At 54.5% G+C, this 13004-nt stretch carries 15 protein-coding genes; 5 read left to right on the top strand and 10 right to left on the bottom strand.

Annotation, left to right across the window (positions count from 1 at the left end):
* Positions 1–67: 67 nt before the first annotated feature.
* Both GFS31_RS18230 and tpiA read left to right on the top strand, forming a co-directional pair.
* Positions 68–637, top strand: a complete 570-nt coding sequence (locus GFS31_RS18230; RefSeq protein ID WP_198806147.1) for a hypothetical protein — start codon at positions 68–70, stop codon at positions 635–637.
* Between the two features lie 281 nt (positions 638–918).
* The gene (gene tpiA, locus GFS31_RS18225) at positions 919–1653 is read left to right on the top strand and encodes a triose-phosphate isomerase (RefSeq protein WP_198806146.1); all 735 of its coding nucleotides are present in this window, start codon (positions 919–921) and stop codon (positions 1651–1653) included.
* Positions 1654–1767: 114 nt separating this feature from the next.
* On the opposite strand, the gene GFS31_RS18220 is transcribed toward tpiA, so the two are convergent.
* From GFS31_RS18220 to GFS31_RS18210, 3 genes are all read right to left on the bottom strand, one after another.
* Complete coding sequence (locus tag GFS31_RS18220) at positions 1768–2202, bottom strand: DMT family transporter (RefSeq protein WP_198806145.1); 435 nt, start codon at positions 2200–2202, stop codon at positions 1768–1770.
* A 92-nt stretch (positions 2203–2294) separates the two neighbouring features.
* The gene (locus tag GFS31_RS18215) at positions 2295–2702 is read right to left on the bottom strand and encodes a hypothetical protein (protein WP_225907495.1); all 408 of its coding nucleotides are present in this window, start codon (positions 2700–2702) and stop codon (positions 2295–2297) included.
* Between the two features lie 45 nt (positions 2703–2747).
* Positions 2748–2975 (bottom strand): hypothetical protein, encoded by a 228-nt coding sequence (locus GFS31_RS18210; RefSeq protein ID WP_198806144.1) that lies wholly within the window; start codon positions 2973–2975, stop codon positions 2748–2750.
* A gap of 101 nt (positions 2976–3076) precedes the next feature.
* Here GFS31_RS18210 and rplI point away from each other — a divergent pair, with 101 nt between their 5' ends.
* The 3 genes from rplI (at position 3077) to GFS31_RS18195 (ending at position 6367) form a co-directional block, all read left to right on the top strand.
* Complete coding sequence (rplI, locus tag GFS31_RS18205; protein WP_198806143.1) at positions 3077–3535, top strand: 50S ribosomal protein L9; 459 nt, start codon at positions 3077–3079, stop codon at positions 3533–3535.
* A gap of 521 nt (positions 3536–4056) precedes the next feature.
* On the top strand, positions 4057–5829 hold the full coding sequence (dnaB, locus tag GFS31_RS18200) for a replicative DNA helicase (protein ID WP_198806142.1): 1773 nt from the start codon (positions 4057–4059) through the stop codon (positions 5827–5829).
* 70 nt (positions 5830–5899) lie between these two features.
* On the top strand, positions 5900–6367 hold the full coding sequence (locus GFS31_RS18195; RefSeq protein ID WP_198806141.1) for a DUF29 domain-containing protein: 468 nt from the start codon (positions 5900–5902) through the stop codon (positions 6365–6367).
* A gap of 155 nt (positions 6368–6522) precedes the next feature.
* Here GFS31_RS18195 and GFS31_RS18190 read toward each other — a convergent pair whose 3' ends face one another.
* From GFS31_RS18190 to GFS31_RS18165, 7 genes are all read right to left on the bottom strand, one after another.
* Complete coding sequence (locus GFS31_RS18190; RefSeq protein ID WP_198806140.1) at positions 6523–7311, bottom strand: SDR family NAD(P)-dependent oxidoreductase; 789 nt, start codon at positions 7309–7311, stop codon at positions 6523–6525.
* Positions 7312–7546: 235 nt separating this feature from the next.
* On the bottom strand, positions 7547–8677 hold the full coding sequence (gene dnaN, locus GFS31_RS18185) for a DNA polymerase III subunit beta (protein ID WP_198806139.1): 1131 nt from the start codon (positions 8675–8677) through the stop codon (positions 7547–7549).
* Between the two features lie 851 nt (positions 8678–9528).
* Positions 9529–10035, bottom strand: a complete 507-nt coding sequence (locus tag GFS31_RS18180; RefSeq protein ID WP_198806138.1) for a universal stress protein — start codon at positions 10033–10035, stop codon at positions 9529–9531.
* 85 nt (positions 10036–10120) lie between these two features.
* Complete coding sequence (locus GFS31_RS21365; protein WP_263974867.1) at positions 10121–10249, bottom strand: hypothetical protein; 129 nt, start codon at positions 10247–10249, stop codon at positions 10121–10123.
* 248 nt (positions 10250–10497) lie between these two features.
* Positions 10498–12003 carry a phytoene desaturase family protein gene (locus GFS31_RS18175; protein WP_198806137.1) on the bottom strand — a complete coding sequence of 502 codons (1506 nt, stop codon included), beginning with the start codon at positions 12001–12003 and terminating at the stop codon, positions 10498–10500.
* A 221-nt stretch (positions 12004–12224) separates the two neighbouring features.
* A complete protein-coding gene (gene yidD, locus GFS31_RS18170; protein ID WP_198806136.1) occupies positions 12225–12470 on the bottom strand; it encodes a membrane protein insertion efficiency factor YidD in 246 nt (81 codons plus the stop codon).
* Positions 12471–12574: 104 nt separating this feature from the next.
* Positions 12575–12937 (bottom strand): hypothetical protein, encoded by a 363-nt coding sequence (locus GFS31_RS18165; protein WP_198806135.1) that lies wholly within the window; start codon positions 12935–12937, stop codon positions 12575–12577.
* Between the last annotated feature and the right edge of the window lie 67 nt (positions 12938–13004).

The raw sequence follows: 13004 nt of genomic DNA, 5'->3' as shown, positions 1-13004 counted from the left end.
AGCAGGGAAATCCAGTCGCCCCTGCTTGTCCTTGGCCCTATGTTGTACTCATAGACCTCAAAAATCCATGACGATTAACGTTGCTCAGTCTCTCGCTCTTTTCGCCGCCAGCCTTGGCCTTGTTGGTAGTCTGGCCCTTCCTGCATCGGCCCAGTTGGTGCTGGCCATTGGCGAGAATCTTGAAGTCAGCGAGAGTACTGAAGTCGGTGAGGATGCTGAAACTGGCGACAATGCCAACGAAAGCCAGAACTGCTTTGAAATGTTTCTGCGCTCGTCCCAGAGAGATGAAGTGATCTGCACCCTGGCCCTCAACAACGAAATCCAGGGAAATCTTCAGGATGGCGGTTCCACGCTGTATGATGGCACCTTTTACCACCTCCATGCCATTGAAGGGGTGGCTGGGCAGCGCGTTGAGATTCGCCTGCGGAGCCAAGACTTCGCGCCCACGCTAACGGTGTTGACCGTTGACGAAGAAAGATGGCTCAGCGCCATGATTGGCGGCGGAGATTCAGAATGCGGCTATGAAGCCCAAGATGTTGTCACCCTGACCGATACAGGCTCCTACATCATTATGATCAATCACCAATCGCGGGAAACCGGGGGAGCCTATAAGTTGTTCCTTCGAGAGGTCGATTAGTCAGCTTATAACCGCGATTCTAGGGGTGCATTGCAGCAAAGGATGGGGAAGAGGTAGCCTAGTCGGCCCGTAGCCGCGAATACCCTACGCTTGCCGCCCTGATCAAGGCGTTAATCGGTAGGGGAGAGGTCTCCTCGCCCTTTTCACGCGGGGCCATCAAGCGGGATTTAGTCCCACAGGTTCCCTACCCCTGGGGCGTTTAGGGATTTGATCTAGGGTGCCTTTCTTAGTAGGATGCAATGACGCGAGTTCATAGACAAACCCCTTAATCCTGAGACACCGTGCGAAAAATTATTCTTGCTGGCAACTGGAAAATGTACAAAACCCAGGCGGAAACCCTGGATTTTCTGAAACAATTTTTAGGACAGCTCAACGAAACCCCCGAGGATCGCGGCATTGTGCTGTGTGCGCCCTTCACCGCCCTCAGCGCCCTGTCCAAGAGCCTGCACGGAGCCAGAATTAAGGTGGGTGCCCAGAATATCCACTGGGAAGACGAAGGAGCCTACACCGGAGAAATTTCCGGCGATATGCTGCGGGAACTGGGGGTGCGCTACGTGATCGTGGGCCACAGCGAACGCCGCCAGTATTTTGGCGAAACCGATGAAACCGTTAACCTCCGCCTCAAGCAGGCCCAAAAATGCGGCTTCACCCCCATCCTCTGCGTGGGCGAAACCAAGCAGCAGCGGGATGCCGGGGAAACCGAAGCGGTGATCGCCGCCCAAATTGAAAAAGACCTGGTGGACGTAGATCAGAACAACCTGGTGATTGCCTACGAACCGATCTGGGCCATCGGCACGGGCGACACCTGCGAAGCCGAAGAAGCCAACCGCGTCATCGGCGCAATTCGCAAGCTGTTGATCAATCCCAACGTCACCATCCAGTACGGCGGTTCCGTCAAACCCAACAACGTCGATGAACTGATGGCCCAGCCCGAAATCGATGGTGCCCTGGTGGGCGGGGCCAGCCTAGAACCCGACAGCTTCGCCCGCATCGTCAACTATCAACCCATGGTCTAGGTCGGTAAGGAGCCATATTCCACAAGGGCGAGGAAACCTCGCCCCTACCGCCATCCGTAGGGTTTCATAACGCCGAGGCGAGACTGCGTCAACGCAAAGCAATGCACCGCTGAGCTACCGGACCAGCAGCGTCACCCCGGTCATCAACAGCCCCAAGCCCAGCGCCTTGGTCAAATCCATGGGGCGCACCATGGCCCCAAAGAGGCCGTAGTGGTCGATGATGGCCCCTGCCAAAAACTGAGTTGCCACCATCACCGTAAATCCCGCCGCTACCCCCAGCCGAGGCACCACATAGCCAATCGCCCCAATAATCATCAACCCCATCAGCCCAGAGGTAAAGGCATACCAGGGCACCGTGTCCCAAGCCTTGAGGTTGCCGCCCTTGGCCACCAGCATTACCATGGCCACCACCACGGCCCCACCGGAATAGGTGATAAATACGCTCTCCAAAGGTCCCATGGCCACCGACAGCAGACCCATAAACTGGCCTTGCAGCGCTGTAGCAATGCCGCCCATCATGGCCAGAAAAATCACAAAAAAGTTCGCCATAGAAAATGCTTATACAAGGGTGGAGTCAACGTCTATTTAACTTACCCTTAAAGGCGAATACTCCGCTGTCTATGGACGTGGGTCATCTTCATTTATTCCCAATCCACACGGTCAATGCGCTCGATGAAGTCCAAATTCGCCAATTCCATCAAAATCAGGACGGCATTGGGCTGGTGGGTATGGCCAATCGCCAACACCTGCTCTGCGGTGCAACCTATCCGGCCCGGACTTTCGGGATACAGCGTCAGTGACGGATCAATAGCCTGCACGGTCTCCACCAGGACAGGCTCCCCAGGCACGCAAAACTCGTAATCTAAAGAGCGCTTGCCATCCGGTGGCCCATAAAGGCCGTTGTCGTCGAGCTGTTCCAAATCAAAGGTAATTTTATCGACAGCCATGGGCTGATCCCCATCGGTCATGGGTTGGCAGGCCAAGGTTAGCAGACCCACCAGCCCCAACCTAGCCAAGCGGCCACCATATTGCCCAAAAACACACGCCATTCGTCCAGTCCCAACGTCAACGCTACCGCAATCTCCCTGCCCCCATCAGCGCTGGGGTTGGCGCTTCCCAGAGGACAACCCCAACAGCCACAATCCCAGAGCTGCCACCACCATGCCCCCCGCCGCGCCAAAGGCTAGCAGCACCCCAAAGGGAATTTCGATGGATTGCAGCATCAGCAGCCGAAGCGAAACCGGAGTGGCATTTTGCACCGCCACAATGGCTATGGCCACCACCCACAGGGCCGGAATCAACGCCAATAACGGTCTTGCCATAGGACATTACCCAGAATCAGGACAGATCTTAGAAAAAGTGGGGGTTGCCAGAGGGCAGCCTCTTTGAGTAGTATAGTCAACTGGGCTATACGAGAAAGATCATGGCAAAACGGGTACAGGTAGTTCTCACCGAAGACATTCGCAAACTGGGCCAAAATGGCGACCTGGTGGAAGTAGCACCGGGCTACGCACGTAATTATCTCCTGCCGAATGGCAAAGCCGTCCGCACCACCCCTGGCGTGTTGAAGCAGGTGGAGCGTCGTCGTGAGGCAGAGCGTCAACGTCAGCTCGAAATCAAGCAAGAAGCCGAGGCTACCCAAAAAGCCCTGGCCACCATTGGTATGTTCACCATTCAAAAGCCCGTGGGCGAAAACGATGCCATCTTTGGTACCGTCACCTCCTCCGATGTGGCCGATGTGATCAAGTCTCTGTCGGGCAAAGACGTGGATCGCCGCGACATCACCGTTCCCGACATCAACAAGCTCGGTGAGTACCAAGCCCAAATCAAACTTCATGCCGAAGTGACCGCAACGGTCAACCTGCGCATCATCGCAGAATAACCTCCGGGTCACACAATAGAGAACCCCGGCCCTTTACCGGGGTTCTTTTTCGGAATATTTATAGTACAATTGAACTAAACTTGCTTGGGTTCGGGATAACCTCAATAGCCCGATGCCCTGAAAGCCCTCACCCTAAATCCCTCTCCCATGGGGAGAGGGACTTTGAATCTTTCTAGCTCCCCTCTCCCACAAGGAGAGGGGTTGGGGGTGAGGGCCAAAGACACGCATGGAAGAAGATATCTTCACGCTTGCAGTCCCTGGCTCAATCCGAACTCAGTCAAACTTGATTACGGATTCACCTTTTATTCATTTCCCGTACCAATGACGATGATCATCCCCAACCTGTGGACATCCATTCATCAGAATTTCAAAGTTCCACAGTTGTGGAAGTCCATCACTTCCCAACTCAGCACGCCCAGATCACGCCATCGCCCAGACAGGGTGAGGCAAACCGCCCCGAAATTCTCCAGCCTGATACACTAGGGCTCTAAATATTGGCCCCCTTCCGCCCCGGACTTGCCATGGTACAAAACTTGCAGTTTGATGCGGTCAACGACCGACTGCCGCCCCAAAATATTGAGGCCGAAGAAGCTATTCTTGGCGGCGTACTGCTCGACCCGGAGGCCATTGGTCGGGTGATGGAAATTCTCACCCCCGACGCCTTTTACATCGGTGCCCACAAGGAAATTTACCGCGCCGCCCTCGAACTCCACGCCAAGGGACAGCCCACGGATTTGCTCACCATTACCGTGTGGCTGAAGGATCACGACAAGCTGGAGAAAGTGGGGGGTCAAGCCCGCATCGCCCAACTGATTGACCGCACCGTTAGCGCCGCCAACATCGACCAGTACGCCACCCTGGTGATGGACAAGTACACTCGGCGGATGCTGATCCAAACCGGGGGCGAAATTTCCCAGCTCGGCTACGATACGACGGTTCCCCTAGAAAAGGTGTTAGATCAGTCGGAGCAAAAGCTGTTTGGCATTACCCAGGTGCGCCCCCAGGCGGGCCTCACGGCAACGTCGGATATTTTGATCGACACCTTCGCCGAAATCGAGCAGCGCTCCCTCGGCGTGGTGCTGCCCGGTGTGCCCTGCGGCTTCTACGACCTCGATGCCATGACCCAGGGCTTCCAGCGCTCTGACCTGATCATTACGGCGGCGAGGCCGTCAATGGGCAAGACGTCATTCGTGTTGAACATTGCCCGCAACATTGCCGCTTTGCAAAAGCTGCCCGTGGCCATCTACAGCCTAGAAATGTCGAAGCTGCAACTGGTCTATCGCTTGCTCTCCAGCGAAGTGGAAATGGAAAGCAGCCGCCTCCGCACCGGACGCATTGCCCAAAATGAGTGGGAAAAACTGGGCCATGCTATCAGTGTGTTGTCACAAATGCCGATTTTTATTGACGATACGCCGAACATTTCCGTCACCGAAATTCGGTCTCGCTGCCGTCGCTTACAGGCCGAACAGGGCGGTGCCTTGGGTCTGGTGCTAATCGACTATCTGCAACTGATGGAAGGCGGCGGCGATAACCGGGTGCAGGAACTTTCCAAAATGACCCGCTCCCTCAAGGGTCTGGCCCGTGAGTTAAACGTCCCCATCATTGCCCTCTCGCAGCTCAGCCGGGGGGTCGAATCTCGCACCAACAAGCGCCCTATGATGAGCGATTTGCGCGAGTGCGTTACCGGAGACACCTTAGTGATCCTGGCCGATGGTCGTCGAGTTCCTATTCGCGACTTAGTCGGTCACACCCCTGAGGTTGTCAGTCTAGATAGCCACGGCAAGCTCATTCAAGCCCAGGCGGAGATGGTTTGGGAAGTAGGCATCCGCCCCGTTTATACCTTGACCACCGCCAGCGGACGTAAAATTCGGGCTACCGCAGAGCATCGTTTATATACCCTCGACGGCTGGCAATGGCTTAAGGAATTGAGCGCAGGAAGTTATCTCGCAGTTGCCCAGGATGCCCAGGATGCCCAGGAAACCGCTGATATTTTCTGGGATGAGGTGATTTCGATTGAACCTGCTGGGGAAGAGGCTGTGTATGACTTGACGGTTCCAGGGCCAGCATCTTGGTTGGCGGACGGCATTGTATCCCATAACTCTGGAGCCATCGAGCAAGACGCTGACTTGATTATGATGCTCTACCGTGAGGAGTATTACGATCCTGATACGCCAGATCGCGGCATTGCTGAGGTGATTATTACCAAGCATCGCAATGGCCCCACGGGCACCGTCAAGCTGTTGTTTGAGCCGCAGTTTACCCGTTTCCGCAACCTGGCCAGCCCTGGGATGTAGAGATGCCCTTCGTCACCAAGTTAGCCTATTGCCTACAATAGCCATAGTCCCCTCATCCCGTGAGGCTACCATGCCGTTTACGACGCCTACATCTGCGGTTTCAACCCTGTATGAGGTCGATTTTTATGAGTGGCTTCAGCACACCGTTGAGGCCATCAAACACCGAAATTTTGATCAGGTCGATTGGGACAATTTAATAGAAGAAGTGGAGAGCATGGGCCGCAGCGAAAAACGGGAACTCAAAAGCCGATTGCTGGTCATCCTCGAACACCTCCTCAAGCTGATATTTTGGGACAGCGAAAAGCCTCAAAACGCCAGAGGTTGGCGCAATACGGTGATTGAACAGCGCAATCAGGTGGATCTCATTTTGGAAGATAGCCCTAGCCTCAAGCCCTGGTTAGCCGAGATTTTTGTGGACTCCTACGCCAAGGCTAGACAACACATCCTCCAGAAATCTGGACTACCGGGGGAGATGTTCCCCATCCAGCCGCCCTTCCCTCTGGAGAATGTGCTCAACACCGATTGGTTGCCGGGGTAATGCCAAATCCTACTTGGCCACCACTGATTTCCCGGTGGTGCATTGCGGCTAAACACGGAGATTAGGGCGTTACCGGATTAGAATCTAGCCGCGAATGCACCCTACAGCTTGCCTTTTGAGAATCGGAGTTGTGGAATTCGGATTTGGTATAAACCCTAATTCGGTGAGCCTTTGGGCTGCTGAAACCCTTTCATCATGGTGGCGAGGGCTTTGTCGGATTGCAGGCGGGTGGCGAAGGCCAGCAGGTTATTGACCAGCCCATGCACCACGGTGCGTTCGCCCTTTTCCATGGCGCGATAGCCAAAGGTGGCGACATCTGCCGAGGTGGGCAGTTTGCCGCTGAAAAATTCCAGTTCTCCCATGCCCGCCACGTCCTGAAATTCGGACTCTGTGGGGCCAGGGCAAAGGGTGGTAGCGGTGACGCCTGTGCCCTCCAGTTCGCTGGCGATGGCTTCGGTGAAGGATTGCACAAAGGCTTTGGAGGCGTAGTAACAGGCCATGTATGGCCCCGGCAAAAAGGCGGCGGTGGAGGCCACGTTCAGAATGCGGCCCTGGCCTTGGGCAATCATTCCCGGCAAAACCAGGTGGGTGAGGTGGGTGAGCGCCACGATGTTGAGCTGGAGCATGGCGTTTTGCTGTTCCCAATTCGTTTCGGCAAAGGGTTCTAACAGGCCAAACCCAGCATTGTTCACCAGGGCATAGAGGGGTTGGCCGAGGGTTTGTGTCCAATCAAAGAGATCTTGACGGGTCTGGGCATCGGTCAAATCGGCAGCATAGGGCCACACTGTGACACCATAGGTCTGTTCGATTTCCTGTTTTAGGGTGGTCAAACGATCTTCGCGACGAGCGACCGCAATCACATCATGGCCCTGGGTGGCACACACCTTCGCCATTTCGTAGCCAATGCCGCTAGAGGCACCCGTAATCAGAACAAGCCTTGCCATAGGAATGAGAAACCAAGGTCAGAACGTCTTTATCCTAACCAAGGTCGGAAGCCTGGAGCCAAGCAAAAACCCTGCCACGGGGACAGGGTTTTCAACAAGATTCTAAAGTTTTCAACAGCACGGGTAGGTTTTCCACAGGGGGATCGCCAATCCCTAGAACCCTAGCTTTTTCAACTGTTTGACAAGTTTTCCACAGAGGGGCTGACTTTTCAACAGGGTGGGGAGTTTTCCACAGCTAGCTGCGGATTTGCACAGGCATGACCAGGTAGGTAATTTTGGCCTCTCCCAGGGGGCTCAGCACCGCTGGACTGGTAGCTGCATTGCACTGCATTTGAACCTGGCTACTGTCAAAGGCTTTCAAACCGTCTAGCAGATAGCGCACATTAAAGGCAATATCCAGATCATCGCCGCTGATTTGAGCTGCCAGTTCCTCGCGGCCACTGCCCACTTCCTGGGCCTCCACGGATAGAGCCACGCACTGTTGGGCTGCATCGAGGGAGAGCTTGACGATATCGTTTTTTTGGCTGGCCAGCACCGCAATGCGTTCCAGGCTTTTGATCAGGCCATCGCGATCTACGGTGATTTGGCGGGCAAACTGTTTCGGCAAGAGTTGGCGATAGTTTGGGTACTGCCCTTCCAGCAGGCGAGTCGTGAGCTTTTGGTTGCCGAGGTCAAACAATACCTGGGTTTCATCCAGCCGCACCTGTACGGGTTCATTGGACGGATGCCCCTTAATCATGCGCTCCAGTTCGCGCAGGGCTTTGGCGGGGACAGTCACATCCATCTGAGGGGTGGGAGTGCCCGTCTCATCTACAGTCTGAACCACGGCAAGGCGGTGCCCATCGGTAGCCGCAAATTCTAAACAGTCCGCATCTGACAGCAGGTGTACCCCAGTCAATACCTGCTTGGTTTCATCGCCACTAGTGGCAAACAGCGAGCCCTCTAGACCGTGGAGCAACGACTCAGCAGAGAGCGCAACGGTGTCACCTTCCTCAACGGCGGGCAGGGAGGGGTAGTCCTCCGCGCTCAGGCCACGCACCTCATAGCGGCCAGAGGCGCTGGTGATCGTCACGGTGGTGCCATCGGTATCAGTTTCGAGCCGAACGTCGTCATTGGGCAGCCGAGACACAATATCGCCCCACAGCTTAGCGGGCAGCGTCAGCACACCAGATGCTTCTACCTGGGCCGGGAAGCAGCTCTCAATCCCTAACACCTCGTCAAAACCCACTAGCGTGACCGTTTGCTGGCCTGCATCTGCCGTCACCAGGATATTGCCCAAAACCGGGCGACTGGGTCGGGAGGCCACAGCCCGACTTACCGATGAGAGTTGATTATTCAGCTCGCTTTGAGAACAGACAAACTTCATGGTGGGTTTACTGACGTCGAATGACAGGAGGATGACAACTAGCGATGGAGAGAGGCAACCAACCAACTTCCACCGTTGTGGAACTGGGCTAGCTGTAGCAGTATCTCATTTTTTAATCCAGCATCCTACTCCACAGGTGGAATGTCTGTGAAATAACACATTGAGTGCTGATCTGGAAAAAGCTGGAATCCTAAGCGAAACGCCTTTAGGATGGAAACTTTACTGATTCTTGGGTGAAGCTGCATCAATCTAACACTATTTTCCCCAATCTTCAATGGCACTTCCTGTTTTTTAGGTTGATGGCATTGAGCTTCTTATCTAGAATTTTTTTAAAAGAATAGTAGTAGTAGTAGGGCCTGTGGAAACTGAGGAAAACTCTGGGATCGCCCATGGTGCTTGGCCTTGATTATTCAAGCCCCTGTGGAAAAGATGTGGAGGAAAAACGTAGTTTTCCACAGGGGCTTGGAAAATTTATTTAAAACACCAATTAAGTCACTTTTTTCCACGGGTTTTCCACGGGTTTTCCCCAGAAAAAAGCTGGTTTTCCACAGATTTTATGGGTGATTTTTAAGGAATAGTAGATGCTTTTCTTGAAAAGAACAGATGCTTTCTGGAAAAGCTAAAGCTTGATAACTGATTTGAGTATGCCTTCGTCGCACGCTTTGATCCGCCTCTGAGGAAAAATCAATGGGCTAGCATTGACTGACTGGGCTGAAGATAGAGAGATCTATGCCTTGCTGTCGTGCTCATCTCAGGGCGCGGCTAGATTAGCTAGTGAAGACGGTACCCACGCAAATTACCCCTGACTAGATGGCCTAGATCAGGGGCAATTTGCACTAGGAAAAAATCTCTTAGGCAAGCGAGGAACGAATCACTTCCTCTGGCTTAAGAACTAGCACAGAGCAGAGCGCGTGGTGCATCACATAGTTGCTGACACTGCCCATCACTAGTTCTGACAGGCCGCTACGGCCACGGTGGCCCATCACAATCATCGTTGCGCCCCATTGCTGAGCCGCTTTGCAAATGACTCGGCCAGGACTGCCGATGAGTTGCCTAAATTCTGTTTTTATCCCCATGGCATTTGCTTTTCCAGCTAAATGCCTGAGATGATCTAGGCTATCGCCCTCGTAGCGATGCCATTCATCTTTCCAGGCGTCTAAGTTAATTTCGGTACCTGGAGCCCAGTAGATACTGTCCAGCCTCCGTTGCATGGGTAAGGGACTACTTTCTTCTTCCCCAGAAAGACTATGAACCAAAAACAAGCAACCTTGACTAGCTTTAGCAAGATCAAGCGCTTCCTGGAAAATATCGCGACTAAAGGCACTGTTATCAATGGCAACCAGAATTTTTGGATGCATAGCTTGAGCCCTCTAAACAATGGGATAACTCGCTGGAAGAGTTAAGGGCAATAGCAACGGCCAAGATGTTGAAGGAAGGGGCCAATTATCCGTGATGGGTGGCTTTATGGTCGTGCCGACTGATGAGCCAGTAGGCTAAGACGACTACCCCTAAAGCTCCCAGCTTGGTCGCTAGGTAAAGAATGTCTTGGTAGGTAAAAATGAAGGACAGCATGGAGTAACCCTCCAAAGACGATGAGCGATGAAGTGCCGCTGAACTGAACTTGCCCTTATCCTCATTGTCTGAGGGATTTCCTAAATTTTGGGGTTTTGCAATGAAGTGTTAACGGCCCTTACAAAGAATTACATTCCCTGGGGAGAGCAAATTCTGGTGAATTGTTCTTGACCGTAGCGGATACGGAGACTGTTCCCCTATTGTGGGGCGGGTGAAGGGACTGGAAGGTTGGTACGAGGGGATGAGCCTCAGATAAGGGTGAAGGCTTTGCTGTCTTCGTGGCAGAGTTCGTACACCAGGTTACGCCCAGACATAGCAGCGATAGGGACGCTGCCCCCCGGTTCTGTCCAGTGGCCGATCATGGCAAAGTTTTTCAGCCCCGGCAGGCGTTTGGGGATGCCCTGCACCATCATCGGCAGGGTGTCTTTGGTGAGCAGCCAGCCGCAGCTCGACCCCTGCCAGTTTCCGGTGGTGCGCTCGTGGCTGAGGGGGGTGCGTACCTGCATCACTTCAATGTCGTTGCGAAGGCCGGGGTAGCGCTGGTTGAGCCAGTCTAGAACGGTTTCTACTTCCGGCAGTTCGTCTGCGGGGGGATGACCCTCGCCATAGGCGGCTTGCCAGTGGCGGTAGGGGGTGGTCATCAGGGCCATGAGGACCGATTTGCCCGGAGGAGCCAGGGACGGGTCGATGTTGTAGTGCTTGAGGCCGATCTCGCCCTGGGGGGCTCCGGCGATGGTGAGGGGTTCTTCTAGGAGGTAGGTGGTCCAGTGGGGCTCGGCGGAGAGGTCGCGATTGACGCCGAGGCACACCTGAAACTGGGAGTACATGGGGAGATCGCTCTTGTAGATTTTCTCCAGGCGGTGGTGGAGATAATCCCCTTGCAGCAGGTGGAAGAGGGTCTGGCGACCATCACAGGCGGAAATTACCCGCTTGGCCCGGTACTCGCGCTGGTCGATGAGGCGCACCCCCACGGCTTGGTCGCCCTCCAATAAAATTTGTTCCACAGGGGTGGAATAATAAATTTCGCCACCGAGGGCTAGGTAGCGTTGCTCGATGGCCTTCACAAAGGCGAGGGAACCGCCCTGGGGAAAGCCCGCGTTACCATTGTCGAGGTAGGCCAGCAGCGACATCCCCACCATCACGGGCACCTCTGGCCAGGAAAACATATGGGGAACGGCCCGCTGCAAAAACGGATTTTTGAACTTGGTGCCCAAATCTTGCAGCGACAGGCTGCCCCACTTGCCGAGGGAATTCACAAAGGGCAACACCTGCCGCCCAATTCTGGCCCAGTCGGCTGCGGTCATCATTGATTTGGGCTTCTGTTGCAGAATCGACAGGTCAAAATCCTTAAAGTTGCGAACCCCTTTGCAAAACTGATCGATCAGCTTGCCATCCTGGGGCGCAAGAGATTTCATGTGCTCGGCCAAAATCTCCGTGTCGCTGTGGACGGTGAGCACTTCCCCATTGGGGCCGTATAGTTGGGCCAGGTAATCTTCATGCAAAAAGGGGATCTGGGGCACCACGCCCAACTCTTCCCAGGTGCTATGAAACGGCTGCCCTGGCCCGTTGCCAAAGATGTAGTGCAGGCCACCCTCCAGGCAATAGCCCTGCTGCCAATCGGCCCAACAGGATCCCCCCGGCCCCGCCTGGGCTTCGATGATGCGGCTGTGGTAGCCATTCATTTGGGCGTAGCAGCCTGCTGCCAGCCCCGCAACCCCTGCCCCAATAATCACAATATCGGTTGTATCCGCCATCGGGAGAGACCTATCAGTGTCTCTAGCCTAGGTCAAGTTTGGTGGATGCTGGCTAGATTTCAGAATCTTTCCCAAAGCGAAGACTGTTCTGGCAATATGCCGTAATCTGCCCTAAAAACAGCCCATAACCCCGATTTCTACCTCCCCGAGTGACAGCCGGACAGCACTGAAAATCAAGAAACTGGGGTTTTCAAGAATACAGTTAATATAGTACGCTTGACCTATATATCTGAGGTGTGATGATTGCAAGTCCCTGCCTCAGGCACCGGGTCGTAACCACCGGGATGGAACGGATGGCAACGAGTGATGCGCCGCACCGCCAGCCAGGTTCCCTTGAGTGGCCCAAACCGTTCAATCGCCGTCAACGCATACTGCGAACAGGTGGGTGTGAACCGACAAGTGGGCGGAAACAGCGGCGAAATGAACCGCCGATAGCCCTGAATGAGCAGCAATAAAACAGCTTTCATGGCTCTATTTTAGCGGCCTCTCCCGCAGGAAAATCTAGGGCGATACCTAGATATCAGGATTTTTCAAAAACTTCGGTATCTCGCTTTCAGAGATCGCTATACCCTTAATACTCCAGTAGCACGGTGTTGAAGTCGCCCTGGGTGGTGCTGGGCCGTTCGGGCACAAAGACATTGCTGCTCGGCGTTGCAGTTGCATCGGGACGAGGGCCATTGGTGCCAAGGCGTTGGCTATCTTGGATCCGAATAGAGCCCGCTAGACCATTCAGGCGATCCGCCTCCTGGTCAATCTCCGCCAGTCGGGTGTAGAGGCGTTCCCGGCGCTTTTCCAGGTTTTCGATTTCCTGCTGAATGCGCTTTTTCTCCACTGTCAGCTTGTACAGGTCGAGGTAGTGGGCGGCCTCGGTGCGCTGGCGGGGCAGGGTGCTGACCTTGGGATGAATTTTGCTGGGAGGACGCTGGCTCATCATGGCTCTCTCCTGGGGGCTAAAAACTCCGTAGCTCTAGCTTGCCCAGCTTAGCCGAAATTGTCCAGGG

The organism is Leptolyngbya sp. BL0902 (assembly GCF_016403105.1).
Lineage (GTDB): Bacteria > Cyanobacteriota > Cyanobacteriia > Phormidesmidales > Phormidesmidaceae > Nodosilinea.
The sequence above is the reverse complement of the archived record's forward strand: the minus strand, read 5'-3'. Positions and strand labels throughout refer to the sequence as shown.